We start from the raw sequence: 13,421 nt of genomic DNA, 5'->3' as shown, positions 1-13,421 counted from the left end.
GTGAATAATTTAGACTGATTTTATGGAAATTTTGAAGAATCTTGCCGCCGTATACGTCACCAAACCCGAATTTCGCACTGAACTTTGTGACGAATTAGGAGTAATAACAGAAGTCGTTGAAGATTTGGTTTTTTCTCCTCGCCAAAAACTCGATGTCTGTTTTGCTCAGGATATTTGGCTGGAGCCTGTGGTCGTCAACTTTCAATCTATTTCTGAAGCCGTTAAAATTCTTCGTCAAGCAGGAAAATTTTGGTACTTACACCCCGTACATCACATCAGAAGATCGCGCCTGATTGAAGATCAACTCCGTAAGTGTCCGTCTCTCGATCGGCATTTTGCCAGAGATATTGAGCTGCCTGCTATTGGGGCTTTTTGTCTTATGGATCAAAACACCTTGATTTATAGTACTAAACGCTTAAAAAAATGGCCGCAGGGGAAGTGTTTCTTCATAGAAGATAAAGTAAACCCACCCAATCGCGCCTATTTAAAATTATGGGAAGCACTTTTTCTGCTGGGCAAATACCCCAAACCAGGTGATACAGTATTGGATCTCGGCGCATCACCAGGAGGCTGGACTTACGTCATGCAATCATTGGGTGCGACGGTTACTGCGGTTGATAAAGCTCATTTAGATGAGAAAATAGCAAAACTTCCTGGAGTTCATTTTTTACAACAAAGTGCCTTTGCTTTAGATCCCTATACTCTGCAGCACGGTTATGATTGGGTACTGTCGGACGTGGCCTGTTATCCAGATAGAGCCTATGCCCTAATCAGGAAATGGATTGAATCTGGCAAAGCAAAACAGTTGATCTTTACTGTCAAGCTTCAAGGGAAAACTGATTTGGCATCGATAAAGCAATTTCAGGAAATACCTGACTCTCGCATTTTGAATCTATTTTATAATAAGCATGAAGCGACGTTTTTTTACCCTGCCTGAATTTAAACTAGAATCAATTACGGTAGGTTACCAAATCCTCCTGGCCCCAATTTCAAAAAATGGATGTTAGGGCCTGAAGTTAGTCATTTTAATTTATGGATCGTGCCGCAACGAATATCATAAATAAAACTGTGATCATGCTCGGTTAGTTCTTGAGATAATGGTTGATTAATCGTGATGTGCGACGCAGCTTCTTCAGATAAATCATACTTAACCAGAAAACTGCGCTCGACAAACCGAGCATTATTTTGTGCCGCTTGAATAATATGCTTCCAGATGACGTCATAGCTATTTCTATTGGCATAAGATGAAAAATCTGAAACCGAAAATGCAGTAAACGTATTTGGAGATTCACTTAATATGTGTTCCAGGCTAGAGTTTTTAATAACAATACGTCCCAAACGCTGTTTAAGTTGCCGAAAGTGTTCTTCTTGCAAATGAATGGGTAAACAATCTGAATGATACTGTCCCAAAAAAATCAGATTTAAATAAGGATTAGTGGCAAAAAGTTGTGTCCCGGCTATGTGATCAAAGCGATTATGCAGATATGCAGAAATATCAAAATCACTAGGAACAAAGGCAATACCTGGTTCTTTCAAAATATACTTCCAGATAAATCGGCGCCCCGTAATATAAATAATCAAAGACCAAAAACGGCTTTTCCATTCGTCATTCCATATTCTTTTTTGTTCTTCCAGAGAGGTACATGAAAACAATTTAGCTAAAGTTTTTTTCTGGAGTGCGACTATGCTCCCTATCTGGCGCATGTAGTGTTCCCAAACTCCTTGATATATGACTCCGGACTGAATTAAAGAAAACTGATTTTGCCAAAAGGCGGCAGCCTCCCTGGAAAGATCTTTTTTTATTTTTGCATAAAGCTCGTCCCGATGCCGGCAAGGATTAACACCGATAAAATCAAGCATGGATTCATAATCCAGATGATTTATAGCAGCCATTTTTAGCTCTAACAAATAATTTTGTTTTGCATTAAAATCAACAGCGGTGATTTGACAATCAGCCTGGCTCAGTAAATCAAGTGGCCGGGCACCGCTTCCCGTAATACATAAAACATGATCTGTTTCATTAAGCTTTAATCCCTCTAGTTCCGAACGCGGATCCTCGTTGGCAGAGGAATAAATAATTTGATCAAAAAAATTATTCATGATGGGCCATTATAAATTCAAATTAATAGTACGTGCTGGCAAAATAATGCCATTCCTGGGTAGTTGATCCGCATCATAACGTTGCCTGCGGACGTAATTGCTAGCACAATCACCTATTGAAGAGGCTGAATGGCGCGTTTTTTCATAAGCCAGATTATCCCTTTGCAAATCTAATATTTTTCGATCTTGCCAAAGAATCCGTTCAGCCATGAGCCGCACAACGGGGGTAAAAATCCTGTTGATAATCCCATTAAAATTTAAAGTAATTGCAAAAAATAATTGAGTTTGATTTTCACTGATCGGCCGCATGGCAACCCAGGCACTAAATGCCGGACTCTCGGTCTCAAAATAATAATTAATCTTGACATGCGCTGGCAAGATAAACGTATCCGTATGAGAAACCATTTTTCCTTGAGGATTAATTAATCGGCTAAATAAACTGATGTCTTCTTGTGATGGATGATGACTGACTAAAACCTCATTTTCGTGCATGGAAACATCAACCAACCGTGACATTAATTGGCTACTATCACGTATTAACCCTGAATGAACAAATAACGTGTGAGGAGAGTCCATGAAATTTTCAATAATATCTTCTATATGATGATTAAACTTTTTTTCAATGAGTACAGTTTTTGAGTTATTTGAGGTGGGTTCTATAATTTTAGGTGGAGCTAATCGTGCTGTTTTTTGTAAACAGACCCAAATCATAAAATTATCGTCATGTACTAAAAAGGGAATCAAGCCCGGTTTTGATTTAGGTTGATCCGCATCACAAAGAGAGGGTACAGCACTTAGAGTGCCGCAAGGTTTAAATGACCAGCCATGATAGGGACAGACTAATTCATCATTCACCACCAGGCCTGAACTCAAAGGCGCTTGTCTATGAGGACATACATCCTTATGAGCACGCCATTCATTTTGAGAGCGCCACAAAACTATGGGTGTATCGAGTAATACAAAACGTTGGGGTTTCGCTGAATTTTTACGGAGAACCTGACTGAATCCCAAAGGATACCAATAATGACCGAGTCCAGAATCCATGCGACCAGTAATATTGTTTTTATTCACTACACGTTCCTCTGAACATTTATTTTAATTCATTGTAGCTTAATAGTTAAATCATTCTATTCTGAATGCATATTCTGCATCAACCACTCTGATCTTTTTTTAGCAAAAGAACGTCTTTTCATTGATTCAGATTACGCTCAACTCTACCAAACAGGGTTTAACGTTCTAAATAGCCAACTGTCGCTTGAACACATCTTATTGGGATTCTATTTTATACAAGGAGACGAAAATTTATAAAGTACATGCTATTGCAATACACTACGTATTCCAAAGCCGTCTGAACTGTATAAAGTTCAGTGCTCGTACTTTGTTTTATATCTCAAACCAAACAGAAAGCCTGGATACAAAAAAACTTCAGGGACCTTACCTAATTGTTTTTAATGGTCTTATTCTTTGAATATAGAGGTATATAATCAAAGGATTGCCGACAACTGTCTGAGCCACACTCATCGTACGTATTGTCAGCGCATAGAAAAAATTCCTGTGCTCCATATTGTGCTGCTCGAGATAAAGCATCGTCAATAGAGTTAAAATGCCATAGCTCTTTTCCTTTATGAATAAATTCATCAGCATCTTTAGAGATAATTTCTACAATGTATTCATGAAGCTCGACTGGTGAATAGATCAAAGCGATAGCCTTAGAACCATTCTTCGCTTGATGAATTAAACTTTCACGTGTTTGATTGGCCATAATTTTATTCCTAATGACTAAGCTCTAGTATAATTATAGGCGTAATTTTACACATCAACTCCAAATAAACATCAAATTTTAATCACGATGAACTCAATGTGACCAGGGGGAGCTGCTGGGCTTGAGTTATTTTCCCTAAGCTCGCAAGCCCTTCATCCGAATATTTATGATGTCCAAATGGATTGTGCCCCCCAATAAAACCTGAGTGCTTTTTATGACCAATTATCAATATAAAGTTCCTCTAAATGACAAAAAAACCTATCATGCCCGCCTGCGCGCATTAGTGTCCGGGTAAAATGAGCTTCTTTCAATCAAATCCCCTCTCCACCGCGCGTAGCGTGGGGGAGAGGGTTTAGGGTGAGGGGGTTAAAATACGTGCGCGCAACAGCGCGCTCATTCAGATCAACGTTTGCGACACTGCTAGCGATTGCGACACCTTTTTAGCATCAAGAAAAATAATAGAACTTGGTAGTCTCACAGCGACGAACATTTATAAATAACTCCATAAGAATCTTTGTGACATACTCCGATGATTCAAGTGTAATAGTCTGAGTCAAAACCTTTAACACCCGTTTCTACTAATTCTTTTGTTATCGGATTTAATAACGCTTCAAATGGTGTAAATTCTTTCATCGTCTTTGTTCTTCGAATCGGCTAAATTCAACCGCTATCTTAGCGGATTAACAAGGACGTTCAATCTTTATTCTATTACTCCCTAATCAATCGGATAATTTCGCCATCGCAAGCGGTGTCACAGACGTTCACCTGAATGAGCGCGCTGTTGCGCGCACGTATTTTAACCCCCTCACCCTAAACCCTCTCCCCCACGCTACGCGCGGTGGAGAGGGGATTTGATTGAAAGAAGCTCATTTTACCCGGACACTAATGCGCGCAGGGGTCAGAACAGTTTTTGGGGTCATATACAGAGAGAAAGTTCACAAGATCCTGCATTAAAATCCCTTGGGGTGAAGAGATTTGCATCATGTGATAGAATAAAGCTTATACAATAGCATTTGCTGGTACACACTCATCCCAAAAAGAACCAATCAATACGATTAATGATGAGGGCAATTGATAACACTAGAATAGGATGTAAAAGATAACTTTATGAACAAATTTACAATTTCATTGACTATTAAACGACTCCTAACAGGCTTACTCCCAATACTGCTGGTTGCTTGCACACATCAACAAGCTAATGGTCCGGGGCAGTATGTGGTTAGAGGTAAAACATATCATGTGATGAAGTCTGCCAAAAACTACAAAGCTAAAGGAATTGCTTCCTGGTACGGAACACACCCCCGGCATCAAAAAACATCGAACGGTGAGCGTTTCAACAAGTATGCGATGACCGCAGCTCATCCAACACTCCCCATTGCGACTCGAGTACGGGTGAAAAACCTGAATAACGGTAAGTCGATAGTAGTTCGAATTAATGATCGAGGGCCTTTTGTATCGAACAGGCTAATTGATTTATCCTTCGGTGCCGCTAAAAAACTCGGTATCAAAGGCCTTGCTCCTGTTGAAATTGAAGTGGTTTGACTTGGCTGGGACGTAATGCTTATTCAAAAGAATAAGCTGTTCTATCAAGAGGATTTTCACATTCAGGGCAAGACACTGCAATGCATTATAGATGGCTTGTTCCGTGGTTATTGTGACTTTATAACCAAATCGTGTCAGGCCCTTGAAAAATCAAAAGAAAGGATATTGGCTATTCCAGGCTGGTCCAAGGCTAGAGCAAGCAATCGATCCACTCCCAGAGCAACACCGCTGCATGAAGGTAATCCATGTTCCAAAGCCTGCAATAAATAGTGGTCGGCTTCTGCTGCAGGCAAACCATGTTGTTTTCTCAGATCGTTATCCTGTACAAAACGTTTCGCTTGAGCATGAACATCGGTGAGCTCATGAAAGCCATTCGCTAACTCAACTCCCTGATAATAAACCTCAAACCGTTCGGCAACACCATTCTGAATTTTAGCCAAAGATGCCTGAGAAGGTGGGAAATCATAAACGGCAACAGGCGAATTAACCTTGCCAAGGAACGGTTCAACAACATGACTCATTAATAAAAATAAATACTGATCTCTGTCCTGCTCCTGAGAAGACAAAACAGTGTCCAGTTGATTGTTCAACAGTACATTCTTGAATTGATCAATAGAGGCGGTAAACGGATCCAGCTCACAACTTTCAATGAAGGCCTCTTGGTACGTTTTTTTGATCATTGGCTCAGTCTGCAATAAGGTTTGCAACAATAAATCCATTTCCACCATCAAAGCATGATGATCTATGCCCAACTGATACCATTCCAATAAGGTAAACTCAGGATTATGCCATCTCCCCAGCTCATCATCTCTAAAAACTCGCGCCAACTGAAAAATAGGACCACTGCCTGCGGCAAGCAAACGTTTCATATGGTATTCAGGCGAGGTCTGAAGGCAATAGGATCGTCCTCGAAAAGTGGCCTTGATATTACTTAAATACACATCAGTCACACCAAATTGAGCCATTATCGGTGTTTCAACTTCGAGATAGTGTCTGCTACTGAAAAATTGACGAATTTTTGCAATAAACTGAGCGCGTTGCCGGAGTAATTCAATAGAAGCAGAGGGATGCCAAGGGAGCTCATGCATGATTAATAAAAAATCCCCAACTCAAGTCGTGCCGCTTCCGTCATTCGATCCTGCGACCAAGGCGGTTCCCAGACTAGCTCAACAGTACAATCACTGACTCCCTCGACCTGGTTTACGGCCTGCTCAACAGTTCCGGGAAACGTTTGTGCTACAGGACACCCGGGAGTTGTCAGAGTCATCTTGATGTCGACATGCCCTTCATCGTTAATGGCGACGTCATAAATCAATCCTAAATCATAAATATTGACTGGAATTTCAGGATCAAAAACTCCCTTAAGCGCCAATATCACATGTTCTTTAACTGCTTCATTATCCTGTTTTTTCTTAAAACCAAACATGCCACACCTCTAACTGATTTCCTTTCTGGAACGAACACAATATGACGATTCAACTTCTAAAGATTATTCGGTTTTCACCACAGAAGTGTCTTTATTTAAAGCTGCTTCCAAAGTATGCCAGGCTAAAGTGGCGCACTTAACTCGTGCAGGAAATGCCTTGACTCCAGCAAGAACCGTCAATTTATCCATAGTGCTCGATTGCTCTTCTTCGTCGAGGGTGAGCATATTATGAAATCGATGAAACAGATCATGAGCTTCCAATACTGTTTTACCCTTTAATGCATCAGTCATCAAAGAAGCTGAGGCTTGTGAAATCGCACAGCCACAGCCTACAAAACTTAAATCAGTAATCACATTATTAGCAATTTTGGCATATACCGTGAGTTTATCGCCACATAAAGGATTAAAACCATTAGCCTGAGCCGTTGCATCGGCCATGTCATGGTGATTACGCGGATTGCGATTATGATCAATAATGATTTCCTGATAAAGTTCCCGCAAATCCGTATTCATGCAAATACCTCTTTCACTTTTTTCAGCGCTTCAACACAGAGATCAATTTCTTGTTGGGTATTGTAAAAAGATAATGAAATTCTTGAAGTCGCTGCCACACCAAAAAAATCCATCAAGGGCATAGCACAATGATGCCCGCTGCGAATCGCAATGCCTTCACTATCCAGAATGGTACCAATATCATGGGCATGAATCTTACCATGCACAAATGAAATCACTGGGACTTTGTGTTCTGCAGTACCGATGATATTAAAACCTTTGACCGATTCAATAGCCGCTGTGGCGTAACGTAATAATTGAGTCTCGTACTCCGCAACAACCTCAAGATCCAAAGACCATAAATAATCAATAGCGGCTCCCAAGCCAATAGCACCAGCAATATTGGGCGTTCCTGCTTCAAATTTATGCGGAATCGGGGCAAACTCTGTGCCCTCGAAGCTTACTGAATTAATCATTTCGCCCCCGCCCTGATAAGGAGGCATACCATTTAAAAGCTCTTCTTTCCCCCAAAGTACACCTATACCGGTTGGGCCATACATTTTATGCCCTGAAAAAGCATAAAAATCACAATCCAAATCTTGAACATCAACAGGTAAATGAGCGGTTGCCTGAGCGCCATCCAATAACACCTTGGCACCATAAGCATGAGCCATTTCAATCATTTTTTTCACTGGATTAATCGTACCCAACGCATTGGAAACATAATTAATGGCTACAAATTTGGTATTTTCATTTAATTTCTTTTCAAACTCATCCAGCAACAGTTCACCATTAATTGAAATAGGGGCTACCTGCAGAACGGCTCCTGTTTGTTTGCATACCATTTGCCAGGGAACAATGTTGGAATGATGTTCCATGTGAGTAATTAATATCTCTTCACCCGGTACAATGTGAGGAGCAACAAGACTCTGAGCAACCAGATTAATTCCTTCGGTAGTGCCGCGTACAAAAATGCATTCCTTGGCCGACCTGGCATTAATAAAACGCTTTACTTTGGCTCTGGCCGCTTCATACAGCTCTGTTGCTCTGACACTGAGCGCATGAACCCCTCGATGCACGTTTGAATTATCATGCTCATAATAATGGGTCATCGCATCAATTACCGCTTTCGGTTTTTGTGTCGTTGCTGCATTATCAAAATAAACTAAATCATAATCATTGATTTTCTGATTCAGAATAGGAAAATCCTTACGAATCGCATGAACGTTCAATGATGTAACCGCTGAAGGATTAGTACTCATTAGCGTACTCCAACTGTTGCGTTAATAAATGTCCCATCCAATCAGCCAAGTCACGATTTTGAATGAGGCGTAAATTATCCTGAGCAAAAGCATGAATTAAATATTTGGATGCTTCCATTCTGCCAATGCCACGAGTCGCCAGATAGAATAATGCGTCTTCATCTAATTGCCCAACAGTTGCACCATGAGAGCATAATACATCATCAGCAAAAATCTCTAACTGCGGTTTCGTATCAATTTCAGCATTTGCAGACAGCAGCAGATTCTTATTTTGCTGTTTGGCGTTCGTGTGTTGCGCGTCTTTGGAAACAATCACTTTTCCATTAAATACAGCCCGTGATCGACCAGTTAAAATGCCTTTATAATCTTGTTCACTGGAGCATTCAGGTACGAGATGATGTACGGTTGTATGATGATCCACATGTTGGCCTTCAGCCGGGGCATAAATACCGTTCATTAGACAGTGAGCATGCTCTTCCTGCAGGTACATGCTGATATCACTACGCACCAATTTTCCCCCCAAACTGAGGGAATGACTTAAAAATTGACTGCTGGCAGATTGGCGCACCGCGATATGACCCAAATGATAAGAGGATTTACTTTCATTCTGAATTTTATAATGGGTGACGCTTGCGCCGGCTCCAACGCAAACCTCAGTGACTGTATTGGTTAAATAAGAGCAGCGATCCGCCCCCTTATATTCTTCCAGAAGAGTCACTTGGCTGTCTGCTTCAGCGATAATCAAATGCCTTAGATGTACTGCCTGATTATCCTGATTCTGAGAATGAATTACAGCAATAGGATCTTCAATACACACGCCTCGGGGAATATACAAAAATACCCCATTATGAATTAATGCGGTATTTAAAGAGTGAAAACCATGTTCCTGGTTCAGTATAGTGCCCAGGTAGGTTTTAATCAGGCCCTCATGTTCAATCAAAGCAAGGGCTAATGGGCGTAACACAACCCCTGCAGGCAATTGCTTCATCCATTCTGGCTCATGAATAATCACACCATCTTGAATGAACAGCTGATGTTTAACGGGCAGATTTGAAGACAAATCAGCATTGGAACTGTTTACAGATTCAGGTATGGCAAAGGGTTGTTTGAGTAAAGAATCCAGTAGCGTATATTTCCAGTCCTCATCGTGACGGGTTGGAAAACCATGACGACTTAATTGTTCCAGCGCTTTAGCCTGCATATGCGCAAGCCAGGGAATAGTGGATTGCCCAGCTTTAGCCTGCTGTTGATAAAAACTTAAAATCTCGTTCATCACTGCTCCGTTTCTTCAAGCCAGCTATAACCTTTTTTCTCCAGTTCAAGCGCCAAAGATTTATCACCAGACATGATAATACGGCCATTTACCAAAACATGGATAAAATCAGGCTCAATATAATCAAGCAAGCGTTGATAGTGAGTCACTAAAATTATAGATCGTTCGGGAGAACGCATGGCATTAACACCCTGAGATATAATCCGTAATGCATCAATATCCAGCCCTGAGTCGGTTTCATCGAGAATCGCAAGCTTTGGCTCAAGAGCGGCCATTTGAAGAATTTCATTACGCTTTTTCTCACCACCAGAAAACCCTTCATTAATGCTGCGATATAAAAAGCTTTCATCCATATCCAATAATTGACATTTTTCACGAATAAAGCTCAAAAACTCTATGGCATCGAGAGTATTACGGCCCTGTCCTTTGCGAACGGCGTTAACAGAAGCCTTTAAGAAATTAATATTGGTAACTCCGGGGATTTCAACAGGATATTGAAAAGACATAAAAATCCCGGCCTGCGCTCTTTCTTCAGGTGATAGGGGTAATAAATCCTGCCCCAAATAAGTTACTTCACCACTGGTTACCTCATAAGAAGGATGGCCAGCCAACACTTTAGACAAAGTACTCTTGCCTGAACCATTAGGACCCATAATGGCGTGCACTTCACCTGCATTAACCTGCAAATTGATGCCCTTTAAAATTGATTGTGCATTGACTGCGACATTGAGTTCATTAATTTTTAACATATTAACCTACTGCCCCTTCTAAGCTTATTCCTAACAATTTAGTGGCTTCCACCGCAAACTCCATGGGTAATTCTTTCAATACCTGCTTACAAAAGCCATTTACGATCATTGAAACTGCATCTTCAGTGTCTATGCCTCTTTGTTGGCAATAGAATAATTGTTCTTCACTGATTTTTGATGTCGTTGCTTCATGCTCAACCTGAGCCGTTGGATTTTTTACTTCAATGTAGGGAAAAGTGTGAGCTGAGCACTCACTACCCATTAACATCGAATCGCATTGGGTGTAATTTCGTGCATTAGTGGCCGTTGGCGCAATGCGAACCAAACCTCGATAGGCATTGTGGGCACGACCAGCACTTATCCCTTTTGAAATAATGGTCGAACGGGTATTTTTTCCCAAATGAATCATTTTGGTTCCCGTATCAGCCTGTTGGCAATTATTCGTTAAGGCAACAGAATAAAACTCACCGACAGAATCATCACCCTGTAAAATAACGCTTGGGTATTTCCAGGTTATTGCTGATCCTGTTTCTATCTGAGTCCAGGAAATTTTTGACCGCTTACCTCTGCAGGCACCGCGTTTGGTGACAAAATTATAGATTCCGCCTTTTCCGTCTTTATCGCCTGGATACCAATTTTGAACTGTTGAATATTTAATTTGTGCGCCATCCAAAGCCACCAGCTCTACAACAGCCGCATGCAATTGATTTTCATCACGCATGGGAGCGGTGCAACCTTCAAGATAAGACACATAACTGTCTGCATCGGCAATAATCAGAGTGCGCTCAAACTGGCCTGTAGAAGCGGCATTGATACGAAAATAGGTTGATAACTCCATGGGGCAACGTACCCCCTTGGGGATATACACAAAGGAGCCATCGCTGAATACAGCAGAATTCAAAGCGGCATAAAAATTATCACGATAAGATACAACGGAACCTAAATATTGCATGAGTAGATCAGGATGCTCATGTACCGCTTCTGAAAATGGGCAAAAAATAACCCCTTTTTCAGCCAGTTTGGCTTTAAATGTCGTAGCAACCGAAACGCTGTCAAAAACAGCATCCACAGCGACTCCAGCCAGCATTTCCTGTTCTCTTAAAGGGATGCCCAGCTTTTCATAGGTTCTTAATAATTCGGGATCCACTTCATCAAGGCTTTTAGGCGCGTCTTTTTTACTTTTGGGCGCTGAATAATAAGAAATCGCTTGATAATCTACAGGAGGATAATGCACGCTCGACCATTCAGGATGAGGCATGGTCAGCCAATGCCTGAACGCTTTTAAACGCCATTCCAATAGAAATTCTGGTTCACCTTTTATTGCGGACAGACGACGAATTACGTCCTCATTTAATCCTGGAGGAAAAGTATCCACCTCAATGTCGGTAATAAAACCATGTTGATAATCTCTGTCGAGCAGAGAATTAATTTGCTCACTGCTTTTAGCCACGATTTACTCCACTTGCTAATTGCCGGACTCGATCAACATCCTGTGTATGAAGAGTTGGTTTTGCCAATGCTTCCAGACTGACACTATCCAGCGCAGTTTCTATCGCACGGCTTATTAATCGCCAATTACCCTGAATGGTACATACTCCCTGCAAAGAACAATCATTGGGTTGCAAACTGCACTCAGTAAATCCACGATGTTCTTCCAAAGCATAAATAATTTGTGACACGGATATTTCAGTAGCTGGCCTTTGTAATCGGTATCCTCCGGTCACTCCGCGCACTGAAGTTAATAGCCCTGCACTGGTTAAACGTTTTAATATTTTACTGACTGTTGGTACCGCTAAATGGGTATGAAAGGCAATATCACGAGCATTACAAAGATCCTGTGCATGCTTGGCAAGATACACCATCACTACTGTTCCATAATCAGCCAATTTGCTAAGGCGCAGCATAACACCCCCAAACCGAATAATCTAGTACCGGATAGGTCTTAATTCAGAATAAAGCCGAAGTATGGATTTCATTCTTCCTTAGACTCTATAGTATAAATATAGTACTAAATTGGTTCTATATATGACAAAAGGCGAATAGTACCCTATTATGGGGAAAATATCCAATGAAAATGCTTTTATTCGCAGGGCTGTCCCACATGAATGGTATTTATTTGAACACAAGTGGTAAACTCACAGCTGCTCCCTTCTCCCTTTTTAAGGGAGAAGGGCTGGGGATGAGGGTTTCTTATCAGTTGACACGCTCTCGAATAAAGTTGAGATACATCACACTCAAAATGCTTACAAAATAATTTGATTAAATAATAAAGTGGCATAATCTACCTTTTTTACCATAGGGAAAGTCAGTTGTATGGACAAGGATGTATCAGAATCATTTGAATCTTATTTTGGTGGATTAAAAAAGCTACGCATTGAGAGACATAAACTATATTCTTTAATTAGCACAATACCTAAATTATTAGATTTTTTGGACCTAAAAGGACAGACTGTCACAATAGACGCAATGAGTACACAAAAGACTATTGCAAAGAAAACTTGTGAAAAAGAGGCTGGTTTTGTGTTGGCTCTTAAAGGCAATCAAGGGACATTGAACGATGATGTGCGACTATTTTTAGAAAGTAAATTTCAAAAAGGCTCGTCAACAGCAATTGTTCAACATATTGTCGTTAATATGTTGAACAATGCGAAGAACTTCTTTTTAAGTTTACTCAGAGCGTGCCAACTGATAAGAAACCCTCATCCCCAGCCCTTCTCCCTTAAAAAAGGGAGAAGGGAGCAGCTTGTGTGACCGGAACATAGGTAACATAAATGTTCAGTCTCTAACCAACTCATTACAGACACTCCTTCTTCTC

13 protein-coding genes and 1 pseudogene are annotated in these 13,421 nt (G+C 40.8%); 3 read left to right on the top strand and 11 right to left on the bottom strand.

The window, feature by feature from the left end:
• Nucleotides 1–22: 22 nt before the first annotated feature.
• Entirely contained in the window at nucleotides 23–937 is a 915-nt protein-coding gene (locus tag G543_RS0106065; RefSeq protein ID WP_028383750.1) for an SAM-dependent methyltransferase, read from the top strand.
• Between the two features lie 83 nt (nucleotides 938–1,020).
• Here G543_RS0106065 and G543_RS0106060 read toward each other — a convergent pair whose 3' ends face one another.
• The 3 genes from G543_RS0106060 to G543_RS0106050 all read right to left on the bottom strand — a co-directional run bounded on the left by G543_RS0106060 (nucleotide 1,021) and on the right by G543_RS0106050 (nucleotide 3,862).
• On the bottom strand, nucleotides 1,021–2,100 hold the full coding sequence (locus G543_RS0106060) for a DUF3419 family protein (RefSeq protein ID WP_028383749.1): 1,080 nt from the start codon (nucleotides 2,098–2,100) through the stop codon (nucleotides 1,021–1,023).
• 9 nt (nucleotides 2,101–2,109) lie between these two features.
• Nucleotides 2,110–3,171 carry an aromatic ring-hydroxylating oxygenase subunit alpha gene (locus G543_RS0106055; protein ID WP_028383748.1) on the bottom strand — a complete coding sequence of 354 codons (1,062 nt, stop codon included), beginning with the start codon at nucleotides 3,169–3,171 and terminating at the stop codon, nucleotides 2,110–2,112.
• Nucleotides 3,172–3,538: 367 nt separating this feature from the next.
• Nucleotides 3,539–3,862, bottom strand: coding sequence for a hypothetical protein (locus G543_RS0106050; protein ID WP_028383747.1), 324 nt, complete (start codon nucleotides 3,860–3,862; stop codon nucleotides 3,539–3,541).
• Nucleotides 3,863–4,969: 1,107 nt separating this feature from the next.
• Here G543_RS0106050 and G543_RS0106045 point away from each other — a divergent pair.
• Complete coding sequence (locus G543_RS0106045) at nucleotides 4,970–5,404, top strand: septal ring lytic transglycosylase RlpA family protein (RefSeq protein ID WP_028383746.1); 435 nt, start codon at nucleotides 4,970–4,972, stop codon at nucleotides 5,402–5,404.
• 134 nt (nucleotides 5,405–5,538) lie between these two features.
• On the opposite strand, the gene epmA is transcribed toward G543_RS0106045, so the two are convergent.
• From epmA to G543_RS0106005, 8 genes are all read right to left on the bottom strand, one after another.
• On the bottom strand, nucleotides 5,539–6,492 hold the full coding sequence (gene epmA / locus G543_RS0106040) for an elongation factor P--(R)-beta-lysine ligase (RefSeq protein ID WP_028383745.1): 954 nt from the start codon (nucleotides 6,490–6,492) through the stop codon (nucleotides 5,539–5,541).
• 2 nt (nucleotides 6,493–6,494) lie between these two features.
• Entirely contained in the window at nucleotides 6,495–6,830 is a 336-nt protein-coding gene (locus tag G543_RS0106035) for an SUF system Fe-S cluster assembly protein (protein WP_028383744.1), read from the bottom strand.
• A 63-nt stretch (nucleotides 6,831–6,893) separates the two neighbouring features.
• Entirely contained in the window at nucleotides 6,894–7,343 is a 450-nt protein-coding gene (gene sufU, locus G543_RS0106030) for a Fe-S cluster assembly sulfur transfer protein SufU (protein WP_028383743.1), read from the bottom strand.
• Entirely contained in the window at nucleotides 7,340–8,584 is a 1,245-nt protein-coding gene (locus tag G543_RS0106025; protein ID WP_028383742.1) for a cysteine desulfurase, read from the bottom strand. The genes sufU and G543_RS0106025 overlap by 4 nt, the downstream gene beginning before the upstream one ends.
• Nucleotides 8,574–9,857, bottom strand: a complete 1,284-nt coding sequence (gene sufD / locus G543_RS0106020) for a Fe-S cluster assembly protein SufD (protein ID WP_028383741.1) — start codon at nucleotides 9,855–9,857, stop codon at nucleotides 8,574–8,576. Before sufD ends, G543_RS0106025 begins: the two co-directional genes overlap by 11 nt.
• Nucleotides 9,857–10,606, bottom strand: coding sequence for a Fe-S cluster assembly ATPase SufC (gene sufC / locus G543_RS0106015; protein ID WP_028383740.1), 750 nt, complete (start codon nucleotides 10,604–10,606; stop codon nucleotides 9,857–9,859). The genes sufD and sufC overlap by 1 nt, the downstream gene beginning before the upstream one ends.
• A 1-nt stretch (nucleotide 10,607) precedes the next feature.
• Nucleotides 10,608–12,056 carry a Fe-S cluster assembly protein SufB gene (gene sufB / locus G543_RS0106010; RefSeq protein ID WP_028383739.1) on the bottom strand — a complete coding sequence of 483 codons (1,449 nt, stop codon included), beginning with the start codon at nucleotides 12,054–12,056 and terminating at the stop codon, nucleotides 10,608–10,610.
• Nucleotides 12,049–12,510: an SUF system Fe-S cluster assembly regulator gene (locus G543_RS0106005; RefSeq protein ID WP_028383738.1), complete on the bottom strand. Its 462-nt coding sequence runs from the start codon at nucleotides 12,508–12,510 to the stop codon at nucleotides 12,049–12,051. The genes sufB and G543_RS0106005 overlap by 8 nt, the downstream gene beginning before the upstream one ends.
• A gap of 496 nt (nucleotides 12,511–13,006) precedes the next feature.
• On the opposite strand from G543_RS0106005, the pseudogene G543_RS19310 reads away from it, so the two are divergent.
• Nucleotides 13,007–13,171: pseudogene (locus G543_RS19310) on the top strand (ISAs1 family transposase); the annotation flags it as partial.
• Between the last annotated feature and the right edge of the window lie 250 nt (nucleotides 13,172–13,421).

Origin of the sequence: Legionella moravica DSM 19234 (assembly GCF_000423305.1) — a bacterium.
In the GTDB taxonomy this organism is placed as follows: domain Bacteria; phylum Pseudomonadota; class Gammaproteobacteria; order Legionellales; family Legionellaceae; genus Legionella; species Legionella moravica.
This window is presented reverse-complemented; position numbering and strand designations above follow the sequence as displayed.

Excerpts from the sequence above, each read along its gene's own strand:
- G543_RS0106065 (WP_028383750.1), top strand. The coding sequence starts at position 23 with ATGGAAATTTTGAAGAATCTTGCCGCCGTATACGTCACCAAACCCGAA.
- G543_RS0106060 (WP_028383749.1), bottom strand. The coding sequence starts at position 2,100 with ATGAATAATTTTTTTGATCAAATTATTTATTCCTCTGCCAACGAGGAT.
- G543_RS0106050 (WP_028383747.1), bottom strand. The coding sequence starts at position 3,862 with ATGGCCAATCAAACACGTGAAAGTTTAATTCATCAAGCGAAGAATGGT.
- G543_RS0106045 (WP_028383746.1), top strand. The coding sequence starts at position 4,970 with ATGAACAAATTTACAATTTCATTGACTATTAAACGACTCCTAACAGGC.
- epmA (WP_028383745.1), bottom strand. The coding sequence starts at position 6,492 with ATGCATGAGCTCCCTTGGCATCCCTCTGCTTCTATTGAATTACTCCGG.
- G543_RS0106035 (WP_028383744.1), bottom strand. The coding sequence starts at position 6,830 with ATGTTTGGTTTTAAGAAAAAACAGGATAATGAAGCAGTTAAAGAACAT.
- sufU (WP_028383743.1), bottom strand. The coding sequence starts at position 7,343 with ATGAATACGGATTTGCGGGAACTTTATCAGGAAATCATTATTGATCAT.
- G543_RS0106025 (WP_028383742.1), bottom strand. The coding sequence starts at position 8,584 with ATGAGTACTAATCCTTCAGCGGTTACATCATTGAACGTTCATGCGATT.
- sufD (WP_028383741.1), bottom strand. The coding sequence starts at position 9,857 with ATGAACGAGATTTTAAGTTTTTATCAACAGCAGGCTAAAGCTGGGCAA.
- sufC (WP_028383740.1), bottom strand. The coding sequence starts at position 10,606 with ATGTTAAAAATTAATGAACTCAATGTCGCAGTCAATGCACAATCAATT.
- G543_RS0106005 (WP_028383738.1), bottom strand. The coding sequence starts at position 12,510 with ATGCTGCGCCTTAGCAAATTGGCTGATTATGGAACAGTAGTGATGGTG.